Below are 13,450 nucleotides of genomic sequence, written 5' to 3' on the forward strand. Positions count from 1 at the left end.
AAGAGTAACGCGGCTCCTCGCGTGTGGGAGCCGACTCCTCCCTCCGATGAGGAGTTGTGACCGCGATCACGCAACGTTCTCGCAACGTGGTCACCGACCACAGGGAGGCTCGTACGACAGCCGCGGCAGGTACTCGTCCCATTTCTCCGGTGTCAGCACGCCCCGGGTCATCGAGCAGATACGACGATCCGCCTCGCCCACGTCCAGGCTCCACAGCCGGACCGTGTCGGCGCCGCTGGACACCCCGAGCATTCGGTTCCCGCGGCTGAACGACAGGAAATTGCCCGTCTTGGCGTTGGGGCTCAGCGACTGGCCGATGGGTGTGGCCTTGGACGGGACGGTGACGTCCCAGAGGCGGGCCGTGTTGTCGTTGCCGCCGCTCGCCAGGGTGCTGCCGTCCCGGCTGAACGACAGCGACACGATCGCGTCGGTGTGGCCGGTGAGGGGGGAGCGCAGCCGGGTCGCCCTGCTGGGATCGGTGACGTTCCAGAGCCGGACCGTGTTGTCGTCGCTGCCGCTGGCCAGCGTGCGGCCGTCCGGGCTGTAGGCGAGTGCGTTGACGGGGCCGAGGTGCCCCGTGACGCGCGGGCCTCGTCGGACGGCGTGACGCGGGTCGGTCACCTTCCACAGCCGGATGGTGTTGTCCGCGCTGCCGCTGGCCAGCGTATGGCCATCCGGGCTGAAGACGAGGGCGTTGACATAGCCCTTGTGGCCGGTGAGCGGCGCGCCGAGCCGGCGGACCCGGGACAGGTCGCTGACGTTCCACAACTGGATGGTGTCGTCGTTGTACGCGGTCGCCATGACGCGCCCGTCCGGGCTGAAGGCCAGCGCACCCGCGAACCGGGTCCGCAGGGGGACGGGCGGCTTGTAGGCGACGGGGTGGGCCGGGTCGGTGACGTTCCACAGCCGCACCTCGCGGTTGCCGGACATCATCGCGAGGGTGTGGCCGTCGGGGGAGAAGGTCAGTTCACGGATCGCGCCCTCGCCGGGGCTGAACGGCTTGCCCAGTGGCACCGGCCGGCTGGGCTCCTCCACGTTCCACAGCCGGACCTTCTCGTCGCGCCCGGCCGTGGCGAGCACCTGCCCGTCCGGGCGGAACGCTCCGCTGCGACCGACCATGTCCGACGTCGGCAGCGACCACAGACGGACCGTGTTGTCGCCGGTCCCGGTGGCGAGGGTGCGGCCGTCGGGGCTGAATCCCAGGGCGTACATCTCGCCGCTGCTGCCCGCGAGCGGCTCGCCGACCTGCGACGGGTACTCCGGATCACTGACGTTCCACAGGCTCGCCGTGCTGTCCTGGCTGGCGGCGGCGAGCATGGATCCGTCCGGACTGAAGGACACCGACCATATGGGGCCGGTGTGGCCGGTGAGCGGCGAGCCCAGCGGCTCCGCGCGACGCGGATCGCCGACGTTCCACAGCCGGATGGTGTTGTCCGCGCTGCCGCTGGCGAGAGTGCGGCCGTCGGGGCTGAAGGCCACGGAGTGCACCAGGTCCCTATGGCCGGTCAGCACCGTCTCGATCCGTTTCGGACGGCGTGGATCGGCCATGTTCCACAGCCTGATCGTGCCGTTGTCGCCACCGGCCGCCAGGGTCCGGCCGTCGGGGCTGAACGCCACGGAGCGTACGGCGGCGGTGTGGCCGGTCAGCGCGCCGAGCGGCCTCGGCCGGCCCGGGCGGCTCATGTCCCATAGGCGAACGACGCGATCTTCCGTGGCCGTGGCCAGCGTGCGTCCGTCCGGGCTGAAGGCGAGCAGATAGATCGTGCCGTCGTGGCGGGACAGGGGCGCGCCGAGCGGGCGCGGGTGGCGGGGGTCCCGCACGTCCCACAGCCGGACCGTGCCGTCGTCGCCGGCGCTGGCGAGGGTGCGGCCGTCCGGGCTGAAGACCGCGCTGCTCACCCAGCTCGTATGGCCGGTGAGGGGTTTGCCGAGCGGTTTGGGGCGGGTCCGGTCGCTCACGTCCCACAGCCGTACGGTCCGGTCGTAGCTGGCGGTGGCCAGCAGCCGCCCGTTCGGGCTGAACGTGGTGAGGTAGACGGCGCCGGTGTGGCCATGGAGCGGGGTGGCCAGCGGCGCGTTCACCACCGAGAGCAACCGGTTCTTCGTTGCCTCGTCGTCCGGTCGCAAGCGGTGTGCCACCAGGGCGAGTTGGGCGGACAGCGACGGATCCGTGTACTGGAAGCGATCGGCTTCGGTGACCACCTGCTCGAACACCGCGTCGTCCCGCTGCTGCCACGCGACCACCGCCGTACCGGCGGCCAGGACCGCCAGGACCACCAGAGCCGACACCGCACCACGGCTGAGCCACACCGTGCGCCTGCGCAGCCGGACGGACGCGGCCAGGAATTCCACCGCGCTGCGGGTCAGATAGGTGCCACCGGCGGTCTTCGCCCAGGTGTGGGCCTGCTCCAGGCGGGAGCCCCGGTAGAGCAGGGACGCGTCGCGGTTCGAGCCCTCCCAGGCCCTGCCGTCCTCCTCCAGCCGCTGGCGCACCAGATGGTCGTTCCGGTCCTCGTCGATCCAGTCGCGCAGCCGTGGCCAGGCGTGGAGCAGCGCCTCATGAGTGATCTCCACGGTCTCCGCGTCGAGTGTCACCAGGCGGGCGCGGACCAGCGCTTCGAGTGATTCCTCCGTTTTGCCCGGGTCCGTCGACTCCTTCGCCAGCTGGTGCCGCGTCCCCCGCCTGCGGGTGGCCTGGGTGTCCTCGCCCAGCCGGACCAGCCGCAGGAGAAGCAGCCGCGCGGCCGTGCGCGCCTCGGTGTCGAGGTCGGACCAGGCCCGTTCGGCGGTGGCCGCCACCGCGCCCTGGATGCCGCCGGCCGCGCGGTAGCCGGCCAGCGTCAGCCGTCCCGCCTTCCGCCGCTGCCAGGTGGCGAGCAGGGCGTGGGAGAGGAGCGGCAGCACGCCCGCGTCATGCGTGCCACGGGGGCTGTCGGCGCTGACTTCACGGACGATCAGCTCCGCCAGCCCCGGTTCGAGTTCCAGCCCCACGGCCTTGGCCGGGCCGGTCACCGCTTCGCGCAATTCCGCGGTGGTCAGCGGCCCGAGCACCATGTGCCGGTGCTGCAGCGCGTCGGCCAGTTCGGGATAGGCCAGGCACAGCTCGTAGAAGTCGGCGCGGATGCCGAGGACGACGAGCACGGGGGGCGGCTCGCCCGGGCCGTCGGGCGTGCAGACGGCGTGGAGGAGCTGGATGAACGCGCGCCGGTCCGCCTCGTCGGAGCCGAGGGTGAACGCCTCCTCGAACTGATCCACGATCACCACCGGACGGGCGGCGGCGGACGTCTCGCGTTCCGCCCACGCCGTGACGGCCTCACGCACCGCGCGCGCGAACCCGGGGGTGCCGGGCTCCCGTGCCTCAGTGCCGGGCTCCCGTGCCTCCGGCTCCGCCGACGCGGGGACGACGTCCGCGAGTTCGGGGATCCGGCGGGCCAGTTCGGCGAGCGGATCGGCGCCCGGCACGAGCTGCAGCACCCGCCTCTCGCGCAACGCGGGCACCAGCCCGGCGTTGAGCAGGGAGGATTTCCCCGCCCCGGAGGCGCCCACGAGCACGACCAGGCCGCCCGTCTCCTCCGCCGCGCAGAGCTGGGTGACGAGGGCGTCCGTGCTCCGCTCGCGGCCGAAAAACCACCGGGCGTCCTGCTGGCGGTACGAGGCCAGCCCCCGGTACGGGCATACGCCACCGGAGACGGCCGGGGTTTCGGCCGGGGGCCGTTCCTCTTCTTCCGCGGACGGGTCGGGGCGCTCGCCCACCGGGTCGGCCACCGCCCGCTCCCACAGGCGCTGCCAGTGGGCCATGTCGTACAGGCCCTTGGAGACCGGCACGGGCCGCGAGCGGCGGGCGTCGGGTATCAGGACGAGCAGGACGGCCGCGAGGGCGACGAACTGGGCGGGTACGTTCTTGGCCCGTCGCCAGTCGCTGATCCGCTGGGCGGAGACCCGTACGGGACGCCCTCGCTCGTCGGCCCGCTGGAGTCGGACGACCGCCTCTGACACGCTCTTGAGGGGAGGGTTGCCGGCCTCCCGGTACAGCAGCGCGAGGCGTTCCGCGAAGGCTGTGCGTGCCCCCGAGTCGGAACTCAAGGTCTCCACTCCTTACTTCCCCCGCGCTCTGAACATCCGGACCGGAAAACTCACTTTATACGGCTGACCAGCGGTGAAGCCGGTAGTGCGATGCCGGAACCTCCTCGGTGGGAGGCACAACTGGCAGGATCATGGCGCAGTAGCGCACCCCACCACGAGCCGCCCAGCAAGGCCATCAGCTCAGCGCACGGAGAGACAACCCATGACACCGCAAGTTCTCGGTCAGCTTTCGTCGACGTCACGCGTGTCGCCGGAGCCACGAGCGGGCGGTCGCGGGCTCGTCGTGTGAGCGAGAGAGATCCGTGGAGCCGGTCCCATCCGGACGGCTGTCGCATCGACCACGGATCCGGCCTCCGCACCTGATCCGCACCGGCACGGCGCGGATCGCACCGCCCCATGGTTCGGCACCGGTCCCCACGAGGGGAGGGACCGGCGCCGAACGTGGGAGCGGGTCAGGTCATCTGGGCGCGGCGGGCCAGTCGCCGGGGCCGCCGCCGTGCCATTCGATCAGCTCGGGGTTGTCGAGGGGCGCGTTCTCTTCCAGCACACCCGCACGGTGCAGGAGCCGCCGGAGCTCGTCCGCGCTCACCACCACGCCGACGTCCTGGCCGTCGATCAGCACACGACGGCGGCCGTCGAGCGGTTCGTCCACCACCACGCGAGCCGGGGCCGGGGTCTTGTCCTCCATAGCACCAGGCTCGCCGCATCCGGCGCCGCCCGCACCTCGGGCGGGACGCGTCGATGAGGCCGAACGGCGGAGCGACGTGCCGACGAGACCGACGGCAGAGGGTCTGGCCCACGAGACCGACGGCAGAGGGCCTGGAATCGGTCGCCCGGTCCCAGGCCCTGTGTCACGCGGGTCGTGCCGATCCTGCCGCTCGTGCGGTCATGCCCGTCAGCCGCAGCAGCCGCCGCACTGGCACGGACCGCCGGACTGGCAGCCGCAGCCGCAGCCCGATCCGCAGCCGCATGCGCCGACAGGGTTGCCGACGGGTTGGGTCGGAGGGGTTTCGGGCTTGGAGAGGTCCGCCATGCGTCGCCTCCTCGGGAGGGGTCACGTCACCTGCTCTTCATGGTGCCGACGACCCGGCGGCCGCGCGCAGGGGCGCGCCGACGGCGCTTGGATGCACGCCGTCGCAGACGCTCACGCCCCTTCGACGTCTCCCTGCGGGGAGATCTCGTCGGCGTGCTCACCGGTGACCAGGTAGACCACGCGCTTGGCGACGGAGACCGCGTGGTCGGCGAACCGCTCGTAGTAGCGGCCCAGCAGCGTGACGTCCACGGCGGTCTCTATGCCGTGCTTCCAGCGGTCGTCCATCAGGTGCTGGAAGAGGGTGCGGTGCAGCAGGTCCATCGCGTCGTCGTCCTGCTCCAGCTGGAGCGCGAGGTCGACGTCCTTGGTGATGATGACCTCGGCGGCCTTCGCCATCAGCCGCTGCGCGAGCTGGCCCATCTCCAGGATCGTGGCGTGCAGATCGTGCGGCACGGCCGAGCCAGGGAAACGGAGCCGCGCCAGCTTGGCGACATGCTGCGCGAGGTCGCCGGAGCGCTCCAGATCGGCGCTCATCCGCAGGCTGGTCACCACGATCCGCAGATCGGTGGCGACCGGCTGCTGCCGGGCCAGCAGGGTTATCGCCCGTCCCTCGAGATCCCGCTGCAGATCATCGACCTTCTCATCGGCGGCGATGACGCTCTCGGCGAGCTTGAGGTCCGCGTCGAGAATGGCAGTGGTGGCACGGCCGATGGCCGAACCGACGAGCCGGGCCATGTCGACCAGGCCGTCCCCGATCGAATCAAGCTCCTCGTGGTACGCGTCCCGCATCACTGACCTCTTTCACTGACTCTCGGTGACGATCTCTGACAGGTTTGGCAGATCTCCGTGGTTTTTGCCCTCGAGGGCCCCACACTTCCACGCTCCGGCCGGAACGCGTCCGCTTCCGGCATCCGGCGTTAATCACACCCAACTCCCAGGTGAACTCTCGGCAACGTGGCCCCGGCCGCACCGTGTGACACCCGCCCGGCGAAACGTCCGGAGTGAACCGATACCGACGCCCCGGTGAACTCTCGGCAACGTCTGGCCAAGGGGATCGTCGCGGGGCTGTGGAGTGGTCTCGCCGCCCGCATAACCTGGACGCATGAACGTGAACGCGGCGATCGCCGCAGTGGCGGCGCTCGCCGGGTTGTGCACCGGCGTCATCGCCATGCTGGCGTTCCGCTGGAGCGAGCGTGAACAGGCGAAGCCTACGCGCTCCTCACTGCATACCGACGCCGTGCTGCCGCCCGGCGTCGACACCGTCCTGTCGGTGCTGCGCTCCTCGGCCGTCGTCCTCGACGAGGCGGACGCCGTCGTCAAGGCGAGCTCGGCCGCGTACGCGCTGGGCCTGGTGCGCGGCGGCAAGCTGGCCGTGGAGCCCATGCTGGCGATGGCCCGCGACACCCGTCGGGACGGCGAGATCCGCCAGATCGAGCTGGATCTGCCGCGCCGCGGCACCGGCCGGGGCGGGGACGCGCTCGCGGTGTCCGCCAGAGTGGCCCCGCTGGGCTCCCGGCTGGTCCTGCTGCTCGTGGAGGACCTCACCGAGGCCCGCCGGATCGAGGCCGTGCGACGTGACTTCGTCGCCAACGTCAGCCATGAGCTCAAGACCCCGGTCGGCGCGCTGTCCCTGCTGTCCGAGGCCGTGATGGACGCGTCCGACGACCCGGAGGCGGTCAACCGCTTCGCCGGGCGGATGCAGGTCGAGGCGACCCGGCTGACCAGCCTCGTCCAGGAGCTCATCGACCTCTCCCGGGTGCAGAACGACGACCCGCTGGAGGACGCCGAGCCGGTCCGGGTGGACGAGCTCGTCGCCGAGGCCATCGACCGGTGCCGCCACCAGGCGGGCACCAAGCAGATCACGATGGCCACGGGCGGCACCGCCGATCTGCACGTATGGGGCAACCGCGGCCAGCTGGCCGCCGCGCTCGGCAATCTCGTCGAGAACGCGGTCAACTACAGCCCGGCCCGTACCCGCGTCGGCATCGCCGCCCGCCGCATCCCCGCCACCGGCGGGGACCTGATCGAGGTCGCCGTGACCGACCAGGGCATAGGCATCTCCGAGAAGGACCGCGAGCGGATCTTCGAGCGCTTCTACCGGGTCGATCCGGCCCGCTCGCGGCAGACCGGCGGGACCGGGCTCGGTCTCGCCATCGTCAAACATGTGGCCGCCTCGCACGGCGGGGAGGTCACCGTGTGGAGCGCCGAAGGACAGGGCTCCACCTTCACCCTGAGACTCCCGGAAGCCGGTGCGGCACGGGACCGGGACCGCTCGCGGAGGCGGCCGAGCGAGTCGAGCGAGTCGTACGACACCGGAGCAGACCTCGATGGCGAGGACCACGGCCGGCCGTACGAGACCTTCACCAATGAACCACTCTCTGCCCCGGAGGTCCTTCCGTGACCCGAGTTCTGGTCGTCGAGGACGAGGAATCGTTCAGCGACGCGCTGTCGTACATGCTTCGCAAGGAGGGATTCGAGGTCGCCATCGCGACGACGGGGCCCGAGGGCCTCGACGAGTTCGAGCGCAACGGCGCCGACCTGGTGCTGCTCGACCTGATGCTGCCGGGCCTGCCCGGTACGGAGGTCTGCCGCCAACTGCGCGGCCGGTCCAATGTCCCGGTGATCATGGTGACCGCCAAGGACAGCGAGATCGACAAGGTGGTCGGGCTGGAGATAGGCGCCGACGACTATGTGACCAAGCCCTTCTCCTCACGTGAGCTGGTCGCCCGGATCAGAGCCGTACTGCGCCGCCGCGGCGAGCCGGAGGAGATCACCCCCGCCGCCCTGGAGGCCGGGCCGGTCCGGATGGACGTGGACCGGCATGTGGTCACGGTCGGCGGCGGCAAGGTGGACCTCCCGCTGAAGGAGTTCGACCTGCTGGAGATGTTGCTGCGCAACGCGGGGCGGGTGCTGACCCGGATGCAGCTGATCGACCGCGTCTGGGGCGCCGACTATGTGGGCGACACCAAGACGCTCGACGTCCACGTCAAGCGACTCCGGGCCAAGATCGAGCCCGACCCCGGGGCGCCGCGGTACCTGGTGACGGTGCGGGGTCTGGGCTACAAGTTCGAGCCGTAAACCGGACCCGGGCCCCGAGCCGCCGGATGGAGTCCGGACGGAGTCCGGCACAGCGTCCCGAAGCCCGTGAGGCCCGCCAGGGCCGAGCGGTGCGAGGGGCGCACGCGGAAGGGGGCTCGAGCCCGACCCCGGGGCGCCGCGGTACCTGGTGACGGTGCGGGGTCTGGGCTACAAGTTCGAGCCGTAAACCGACCCATGCGCGAGGGCGGCCCGGGAGCGCTCCAGGGCCGCCCTCGCGCATGTCCGGGGCCGGCCCCGGTGACCGGTCTCAGTGATCGTCGCCGTTCGGGTTCGGCTCGCCCGTCGCGATGCCGTTCGGGGCGCCGCTGCTCTGCTCGGAGCCCGGCTGGCCGCTCGCCGTGTCGCCCGGCTTGTTGGTCGCCGAGCCGGACGGGGTGCCGCTGGGCTTGCCACTGGGCGTACCGCTCGGCGTCGCCGAGCCCGACGGCTTGGCGGTCGGCAGCTCGGACGGGCCCCAGCCCTTGAAGTAGCTCGTCGCCGGGACCACGAACGCGGTGACCGGGATATTGCCGGTCGAGCTGAGGTCGAAGACCACCCGCTCCGCGTTGCCGTCCTGGGCGGCCTCGCGCCCGTCGCTGATGACGGCGGAGGCATTGCCCTCGCCGCCGAAGGCCACCGAGCCGCCGGCCGGGACGACGACCGGGCCGCTCTTGCCCTTGGCCGGGCTGAGCTTCACCCGCGCACCGGTGCCGGGGAGGGTGATGGCCTTGACGGTCTGGTCCCCCTTGCCGTTGTTGAAGAGCCGGCCGGTGACGACGGCCGGGCCCTTCGCCTTGCGGTCCGGCTGGGTCACCAACGTGGCGTTCTGGATCTTGATATCGCCGACAGCGGTCGCGGCGTTGTCGGGCTTGACCTTCAGCGTCTGTGCGTCGTTCCCGGCTCCGCAGGCGGAGAGCGGGGCGACCGAGACCACGATGGCGGCTGCGGCGAGGGCGCCGCGTCGAAGGCTGCTGCTCACGGCGGCGGCATCTCCTAGGACGAGGTAGACGAGGTAAAGATTGGATCAGCGCGCTTAGATTACCGATCCGCCCTCTTCGGCCCGCACCCGACCCGCCCCAAGGCGCTCGGCCCCGGGCGGCGCACCCGTCTGCGCCCGGTTCCGGCGTGCGATACGAGGTCCGTACGGCGCCGTCCTGAAGTCCCGAATATCGGCTCGGCCGTTCACGCGGGAGATTATCGGTAAGGAATCCATGCATGTCCGCGAATTGATCACAGACTTGATGCGCTCTGTGTGATCAAGTCTGTGATCAATTCGTGAATCGGGGCCGGATCGCTCGCTCCTGATCCGAACGGAGTAGCGGAAGTCCATCGACTGGACTCCGGCAAAACGGGACGTACGGCCACTCGTCCGGGCTTCTTCGGGTGCGTAACGGGCGGGTTTCCGCGTGCCCGGACAGCGGCTCCCACCTGCGAATACCCGGTTCCGCACGCCCCGTGCAGCACGTTCCGGCCGCACTTGTCAAGCCCCGAGATATGCCCTGACCTGCGAAAACGCCATTCAGAAGAAGGCGTTCCCGTGTTACCCTGGATAGCCACGGAAGGGGTACCTGTCACATGACGTTCAAGGTTGGCGACACCGTGGTCTATCCCCATCACGGGGCCGCGCTGATCGAGGCCATCGAAACTCGCCAGATCAAAGGCGTGGACAAGACCTACTTGGTGCTGAAGGTCGCTCAGGGTGACCTGACGGTTCGTGTGCCGGCGGACAATGCGGAGTTCGTCGGTGTGCGTGATGTGGTCGGCCAGGACGGGCTGGATCGGGTCTTCGAGGTGCTGCGTGCACCGTATGCGGAAGAACCGACGAACTGGTCCCGTCGCTACAAGGCAAATCTCGAGAAGCTCGCCTCCGGCGATGTGATCAAGGTGGCCGAGGTCGTGCGTGATCTGTGGCGCCGGGAGCGTGAGCGCGGACTCTCCGCCGGTGAGAAGCGCATGCTCGCCAAGGCCCGCCAGATCCTGGTGAGCGAGCTCGCTCTCGCCGAGAGCACCAATGAGGACAAGGCCGAGGCTCTGCTCGACGAGGTTCTCGCGTCCTGAATATCAATGCCGTGGTGCCCGAGTGACTCAGACCTCTTATTCCCGCTAAGTCGTCTGTCGCCGGGCGCTGCGGCATGCGTACGCACCGGACGCTGTGATCTCCACGCGGTGATCTCTTGGATCTCCATGCGGTGATCTCTTGCGAGCCCCCGGTCGTCGCACCTCTGTGCCGGTGCGCTCAGCCGCGCCACAGTGCACGGTACAAGGTGTGCCGGGCCCGGGCAGCTGACTCGACCGGTCGTCACGGAAGGGGCCGGTCGGGCCATCGCGCCCGGCACGCTGTGGCCATACCCATTTCGGCTGAGGAAGCAAACCTGAACGCCAACTCAATGTCCGCAACCCCGGATCACGGCGGCTCCGGCGCGTCCGGCCGACCCGCCCGCACCGCCGCCGTGATCCCCGCCGCGGGCCGCGGCGTGCGGCTGGGCCCGGGCGCCCCCAAGGCGCTGCGCCCGCTGAGCGGCACGCCCATGCTCGTCCACGCCGTACGGGCGATGGCCGGATCCCGCTCCGTTTCCCTCGTCGTCGTGGTCGCCCCGCCGGACGGCGCCGACGAGGTGCGGCGGCTGCTGGACGCGTATCCGCTGAGCGGCAGCCTCACCGACACCACCGAGGTGGTGGTCGTGCCCGGCGGCGAGACCCGCCAGGAGTCGGTGCGCAAGGGACTGGCCGCCGTTCCCGAGACCTTCACCACCGTGCTGGTGCACGACGCGGCGCGGCCGCTGGTGCCCGTGGACACGGTGGACGCGGTCGCCGCCGCCGTGCGGGACGGGTCGCCCGCCGTCGTCCCGGCGCTGCCGCTGGCCGACACCGTCAAGCAGGTCGAGCCGCGCACCGGGGAGCGGGCCGGTGAGCCCGAGCCGGTCGTCGGCACCCCCGAGCGCGCCCTGCTGCGCGCCGTCCAGACCCCGCAGGGCTTCGACCGCGCCACGCTCGTGGCCGCCCACGAGAAGATCGCCCTGGAGGGCGAGGGCGCGACGGACGACGCGGGCATGGTGGAGCGGCTCGGCGTCGAGGTCGTGGTCGTCCCCGGCCATGAGGAGGCGTTCAAGGTGACCCGGCCGCTGGATCTGGTGCTGGCCGAGGCGGTTCTGGCCCGCAGGAGGGCGAACGATGGCTTCTGACGCGGTGGCGCTCCCCCTGGTGGGCATCGGCACGGATGTGCACGCCTTCGAGAAGGGCCGTGAGCTGTGGTGCGCGGGTCTGCTGTGGGACGGCGATGAGTACGGAGAGTACGGACTGGCCGGCCACTCCGACGGCGATGTGGCCGCGCACGCCGCCTGCGACGCGCTGTTCTCCGCCGCCGGGCTCGGCGATCTCGGCGCCCACTTCGGCACCGACCGCCCCGAGTGGTCCGGCGCCGCGGGCACCACGCTGCTCGCCGAGGCGGCCCGGATCGTGCGGGACGCGGGCTTCGAGATCGGCAATGTGGCGATCCAGGTGATCGGCGTGCGCCCCAAGATCGGCAAACGGCGCGAAGAGGCGACCAAGGCGCTGACGGCGGCGGTGGGCGCCCCCGTCTCGGTGTCCGGTACGACCACGGACGGCCTGGGCCTGACCGGCCGCGCCGAGGGCCTCGCGGCGATTGCCACGGCGCTGGTGGTCCGGCGGTAACGGCGGTTGCCGCCCGCGCGTCCCACGCCCCGGTTTCGTCCCGAGTGTCACGCTTCTGTGTCCCCGCCGGGGAAGGCGCACAGGGCACCGTTCACTTCCCACTACCCTTGATGCGTGACTATTCGCCTGTACGACACCAGCGCCCGGCAGATCCGTGACTTCATCCCGCTCAGGCCGGGCTGTGTCTCGATCTACCTGTGCGGCGCGACCGTGCAGGCGGCCCCGCACATCGGGCACATCAGGTCGGGGCTGAACTTCGACATCATGCGCCGCTGGTTCGCGCACCGCGGCTATGACGTGACGTTCATCCGCAATGTCACCGACATCGACGACAAGATCATCGCGAAGTCGGCGGAGCAGAAGCGGCCGTGGTGGGCGATCGGCTACGAGAACGAGCGCGCCTTCAACCAGGCGTACGACATCCTCGGCTGCCTGCCCGTGACCTATGAGCCGCGGGCGACCGGTCATGTCCCCGAGATGATCGAGATGATGCGGGAGCTGATCGACCGGGGTCATGCCTATGCCGCCGAGGGCAATGTCTACTTCGATGTGCGCTCGTTCCCCGAGTATCTGAAGCTCTCCAACCAGGATCTGGACGGACTGCGCCAGCCCTCCGGCGAGGGCGAGATCGGCAAGCGCGACCCGCGCGATTTCGCCATGTGGAAGGCGGCGAAGCCGGGGGAGCCGAGCTGGGAGACCCCCTGGGGGCGCGGCCGTCCCGGCTGGCACCTGGAGTGCTCGGCGATGGCGCACAAGTACCTCGGGCGCGCCTTCGACATCCACGGCGGCGGCGTCGACCTGATCTTCCCCCACCATGAGAACGAGATCGCGCAGGCCAAGGCGTTCGGCGACGACTTCGCCGCCTACTGGGCGCACAACGCCTGGGTGACCATGAGCGGCGAGAAGATGAGCAAGTCGCTCGGCAACTCGGTGCTGGTCTCCGAGATGGTCAAGCGCTGGCGTCCGATCGTGCTCCGCTACTACCTGGGCACCCCGCACTACCGGTCGATGATCGAGTACAGCGAGGAGGCCCTGCGCGAGGCGGAGTCGGCGTTCGCGCGGATCGAGGGCTTCGTCCAGCGCGTGGTGGAGAAGGCCGGGACCGTCGAGCCCGCGGCCGAGGTGCCGCCCGCCTTCGCGGAGGCGATGGACGACGACCTCGGGGTGCCGCAGGCGCTCGCCGTCGTCCACACCACCGTCCGCCAGGGGAACTCCGCACTGACCGCCGACGACAAGGAGGCGGCGGTGGCCCGGCTCGCCGAGGTGCGGGCCATGCTGGGTGTGCTGGGCCTCGATCCGCTCGATGAGCACTGGGCGGGCGGTGCGGACCGCGGTGAGGATCTGCACGGCGTGGTCGACTCGCTCGTCCGGCTGGTCCTGGAGCAGCGGCAGGCCGCGCGGACCCGTAAGGACTACGCGACGGCGGACGCGATCCGCGATCAGCTCCAGCAGTCGGGTCTGGTGATCGAGGACACCCCGTCCGGACCGCGCTGGGAGCTGAGCCAGCGCTGAGGCCCTGACCTCCTGTGTTGTGCCGCCCGGCGCCCCGGGCGGCACACTTGTGACCATACAAATGACCGCACA

Annotated in this window: 10 protein-coding genes; 6 read left to right on the forward strand and 4 right to left on the reverse strand. The window is 70.7% G+C overall.

Annotated elements, in window-relative coordinates; translation table 11 throughout:
• Positions 1-90: 90 nt before the first annotated feature.
• The 3 genes from ACFYOY_RS15790 to phoU all read right to left on the reverse strand — a co-directional run bounded on the left by ACFYOY_RS15790 (position 91) and on the right by phoU (position 5,905).
• Positions 91-4,092 (reverse strand): AAA family ATPase, encoded by a 4,002-nt coding sequence (locus ACFYOY_RS15790; protein ID WP_351881791.1) that lies wholly within the window; start codon positions 4,090-4,092, stop codon positions 91-93.
• Between the two features lie 448 nt (positions 4,093-4,540).
• Positions 4,541-4,771: a hypothetical protein gene (locus tag ACFYOY_RS15795; protein WP_351881789.1), complete on the reverse strand. Its 231-nt coding sequence runs from the start codon at positions 4,769-4,771 to the stop codon at positions 4,541-4,543.
• A gap of 456 nt (positions 4,772-5,227) precedes the next feature.
• Positions 5,228-5,905, reverse strand: coding sequence for a phosphate signaling complex protein PhoU (gene phoU, locus ACFYOY_RS15800; RefSeq protein ID WP_351881786.1), 678 nt, complete (start codon positions 5,903-5,905; stop codon positions 5,228-5,230).
• Positions 5,906-6,218: 313 nt separating this feature from the next.
• On the opposite strand from phoU, the gene ACFYOY_RS15805 reads away from it, so the two are divergent.
• Entirely contained in the window at positions 6,219-7,517 is a 1,299-nt protein-coding gene (locus ACFYOY_RS15805; protein WP_351881783.1) for an ATP-binding protein, read from the forward strand.
• Positions 7,514-8,194 carry a response regulator transcription factor gene (locus tag ACFYOY_RS15810; protein WP_014061580.1) on the forward strand — a complete coding sequence of 227 codons (681 nt, stop codon included), beginning with the start codon at positions 7,514-7,516 and terminating at the stop codon, positions 8,192-8,194. The genes ACFYOY_RS15805 and ACFYOY_RS15810 overlap by 4 nt, the downstream gene beginning before the upstream one ends.
• Positions 8,195-8,462: 268 nt before the next feature.
• On the opposite strand, the gene ACFYOY_RS15815 is transcribed toward ACFYOY_RS15810, so the two are convergent.
• Positions 8,463-9,173 carry a DUF461 domain-containing protein gene (locus tag ACFYOY_RS15815; protein ID WP_351881779.1) on the reverse strand — a complete coding sequence of 237 codons (711 nt, stop codon included), beginning with the start codon at positions 9,171-9,173 and terminating at the stop codon, positions 8,463-8,465.
• Positions 9,174-9,769: 596 nt separating this feature from the next.
• On the opposite strand from ACFYOY_RS15815, the gene ACFYOY_RS15820 reads away from it, so the two are divergent.
• The 4 genes from ACFYOY_RS15820 to cysS all read left to right on the forward strand — a co-directional run bounded on the left by ACFYOY_RS15820 (position 9,770) and on the right by cysS (position 13,378).
• Complete coding sequence (locus ACFYOY_RS15820; RefSeq protein ID WP_009716930.1) at positions 9,770-10,252, forward strand: CarD family transcriptional regulator; 483 nt, start codon at positions 9,770-9,772, stop codon at positions 10,250-10,252.
• A gap of 329 nt (positions 10,253-10,581) precedes the next feature.
• A complete protein-coding gene (gene ispD, locus ACFYOY_RS15825; RefSeq protein ID WP_351881775.1) occupies positions 10,582-11,376 on the forward strand; it encodes a 2-C-methyl-D-erythritol 4-phosphate cytidylyltransferase in 795 nt (264 codons plus the stop codon).
• Entirely contained in the window at positions 11,366-11,866 is a 501-nt protein-coding gene (gene ispF, locus ACFYOY_RS15830) for a 2-C-methyl-D-erythritol 2,4-cyclodiphosphate synthase (RefSeq protein ID WP_014061577.1), read from the forward strand. The genes ispD and ispF overlap by 11 nt, the downstream gene beginning before the upstream one ends.
• A 114-nt stretch (positions 11,867-11,980) precedes the next feature.
• Entirely contained in the window at positions 11,981-13,378 is a 1,398-nt protein-coding gene (gene cysS / locus ACFYOY_RS15835) for a cysteine--tRNA ligase (RefSeq protein ID WP_351881771.1), read from the forward strand.
• Positions 13,379-13,450: the final 72 nt, after the last annotated feature.

This window comes from Streptomyces sp. NPDC007875 (assembly GCF_042868035.1).
Taxonomy (GTDB): domain Bacteria; phylum Actinomycetota; class Actinomycetes; order Streptomycetales; family Streptomycetaceae; genus Streptomyces; species Streptomyces antimycoticus.

Coding starts and splice junctions, on each gene's coding strand:
- ACFYOY_RS15820 (WP_009716930.1), top strand. CDS start 9,770: ATGACGTTCAAGGTTGGCGACACCGTGGTCTATCCCCATCACGGGGCC.
- phoU (WP_351881786.1), bottom strand. CDS start 5,905: ATGCGGGACGCGTACCACGAGGAGCTTGATTCGATCGGGGACGGCCTG.
- ispD (WP_351881775.1), top strand. CDS start 10,582: ATGTCCGCAACCCCGGATCACGGCGGCTCCGGCGCGTCCGGCCGACCC.
- ACFYOY_RS15795 (WP_351881789.1), bottom strand. CDS start 4,771: ATGGAGGACAAGACCCCGGCCCCGGCTCGCGTGGTGGTGGACGAACCG.
- ispF (WP_014061577.1), top strand. CDS start 11,366: ATGGCTTCTGACGCGGTGGCGCTCCCCCTGGTGGGCATCGGCACGGAT.
- ACFYOY_RS15805 (WP_351881783.1), top strand. CDS start 6,219: ATGAACGTGAACGCGGCGATCGCCGCAGTGGCGGCGCTCGCCGGGTTG.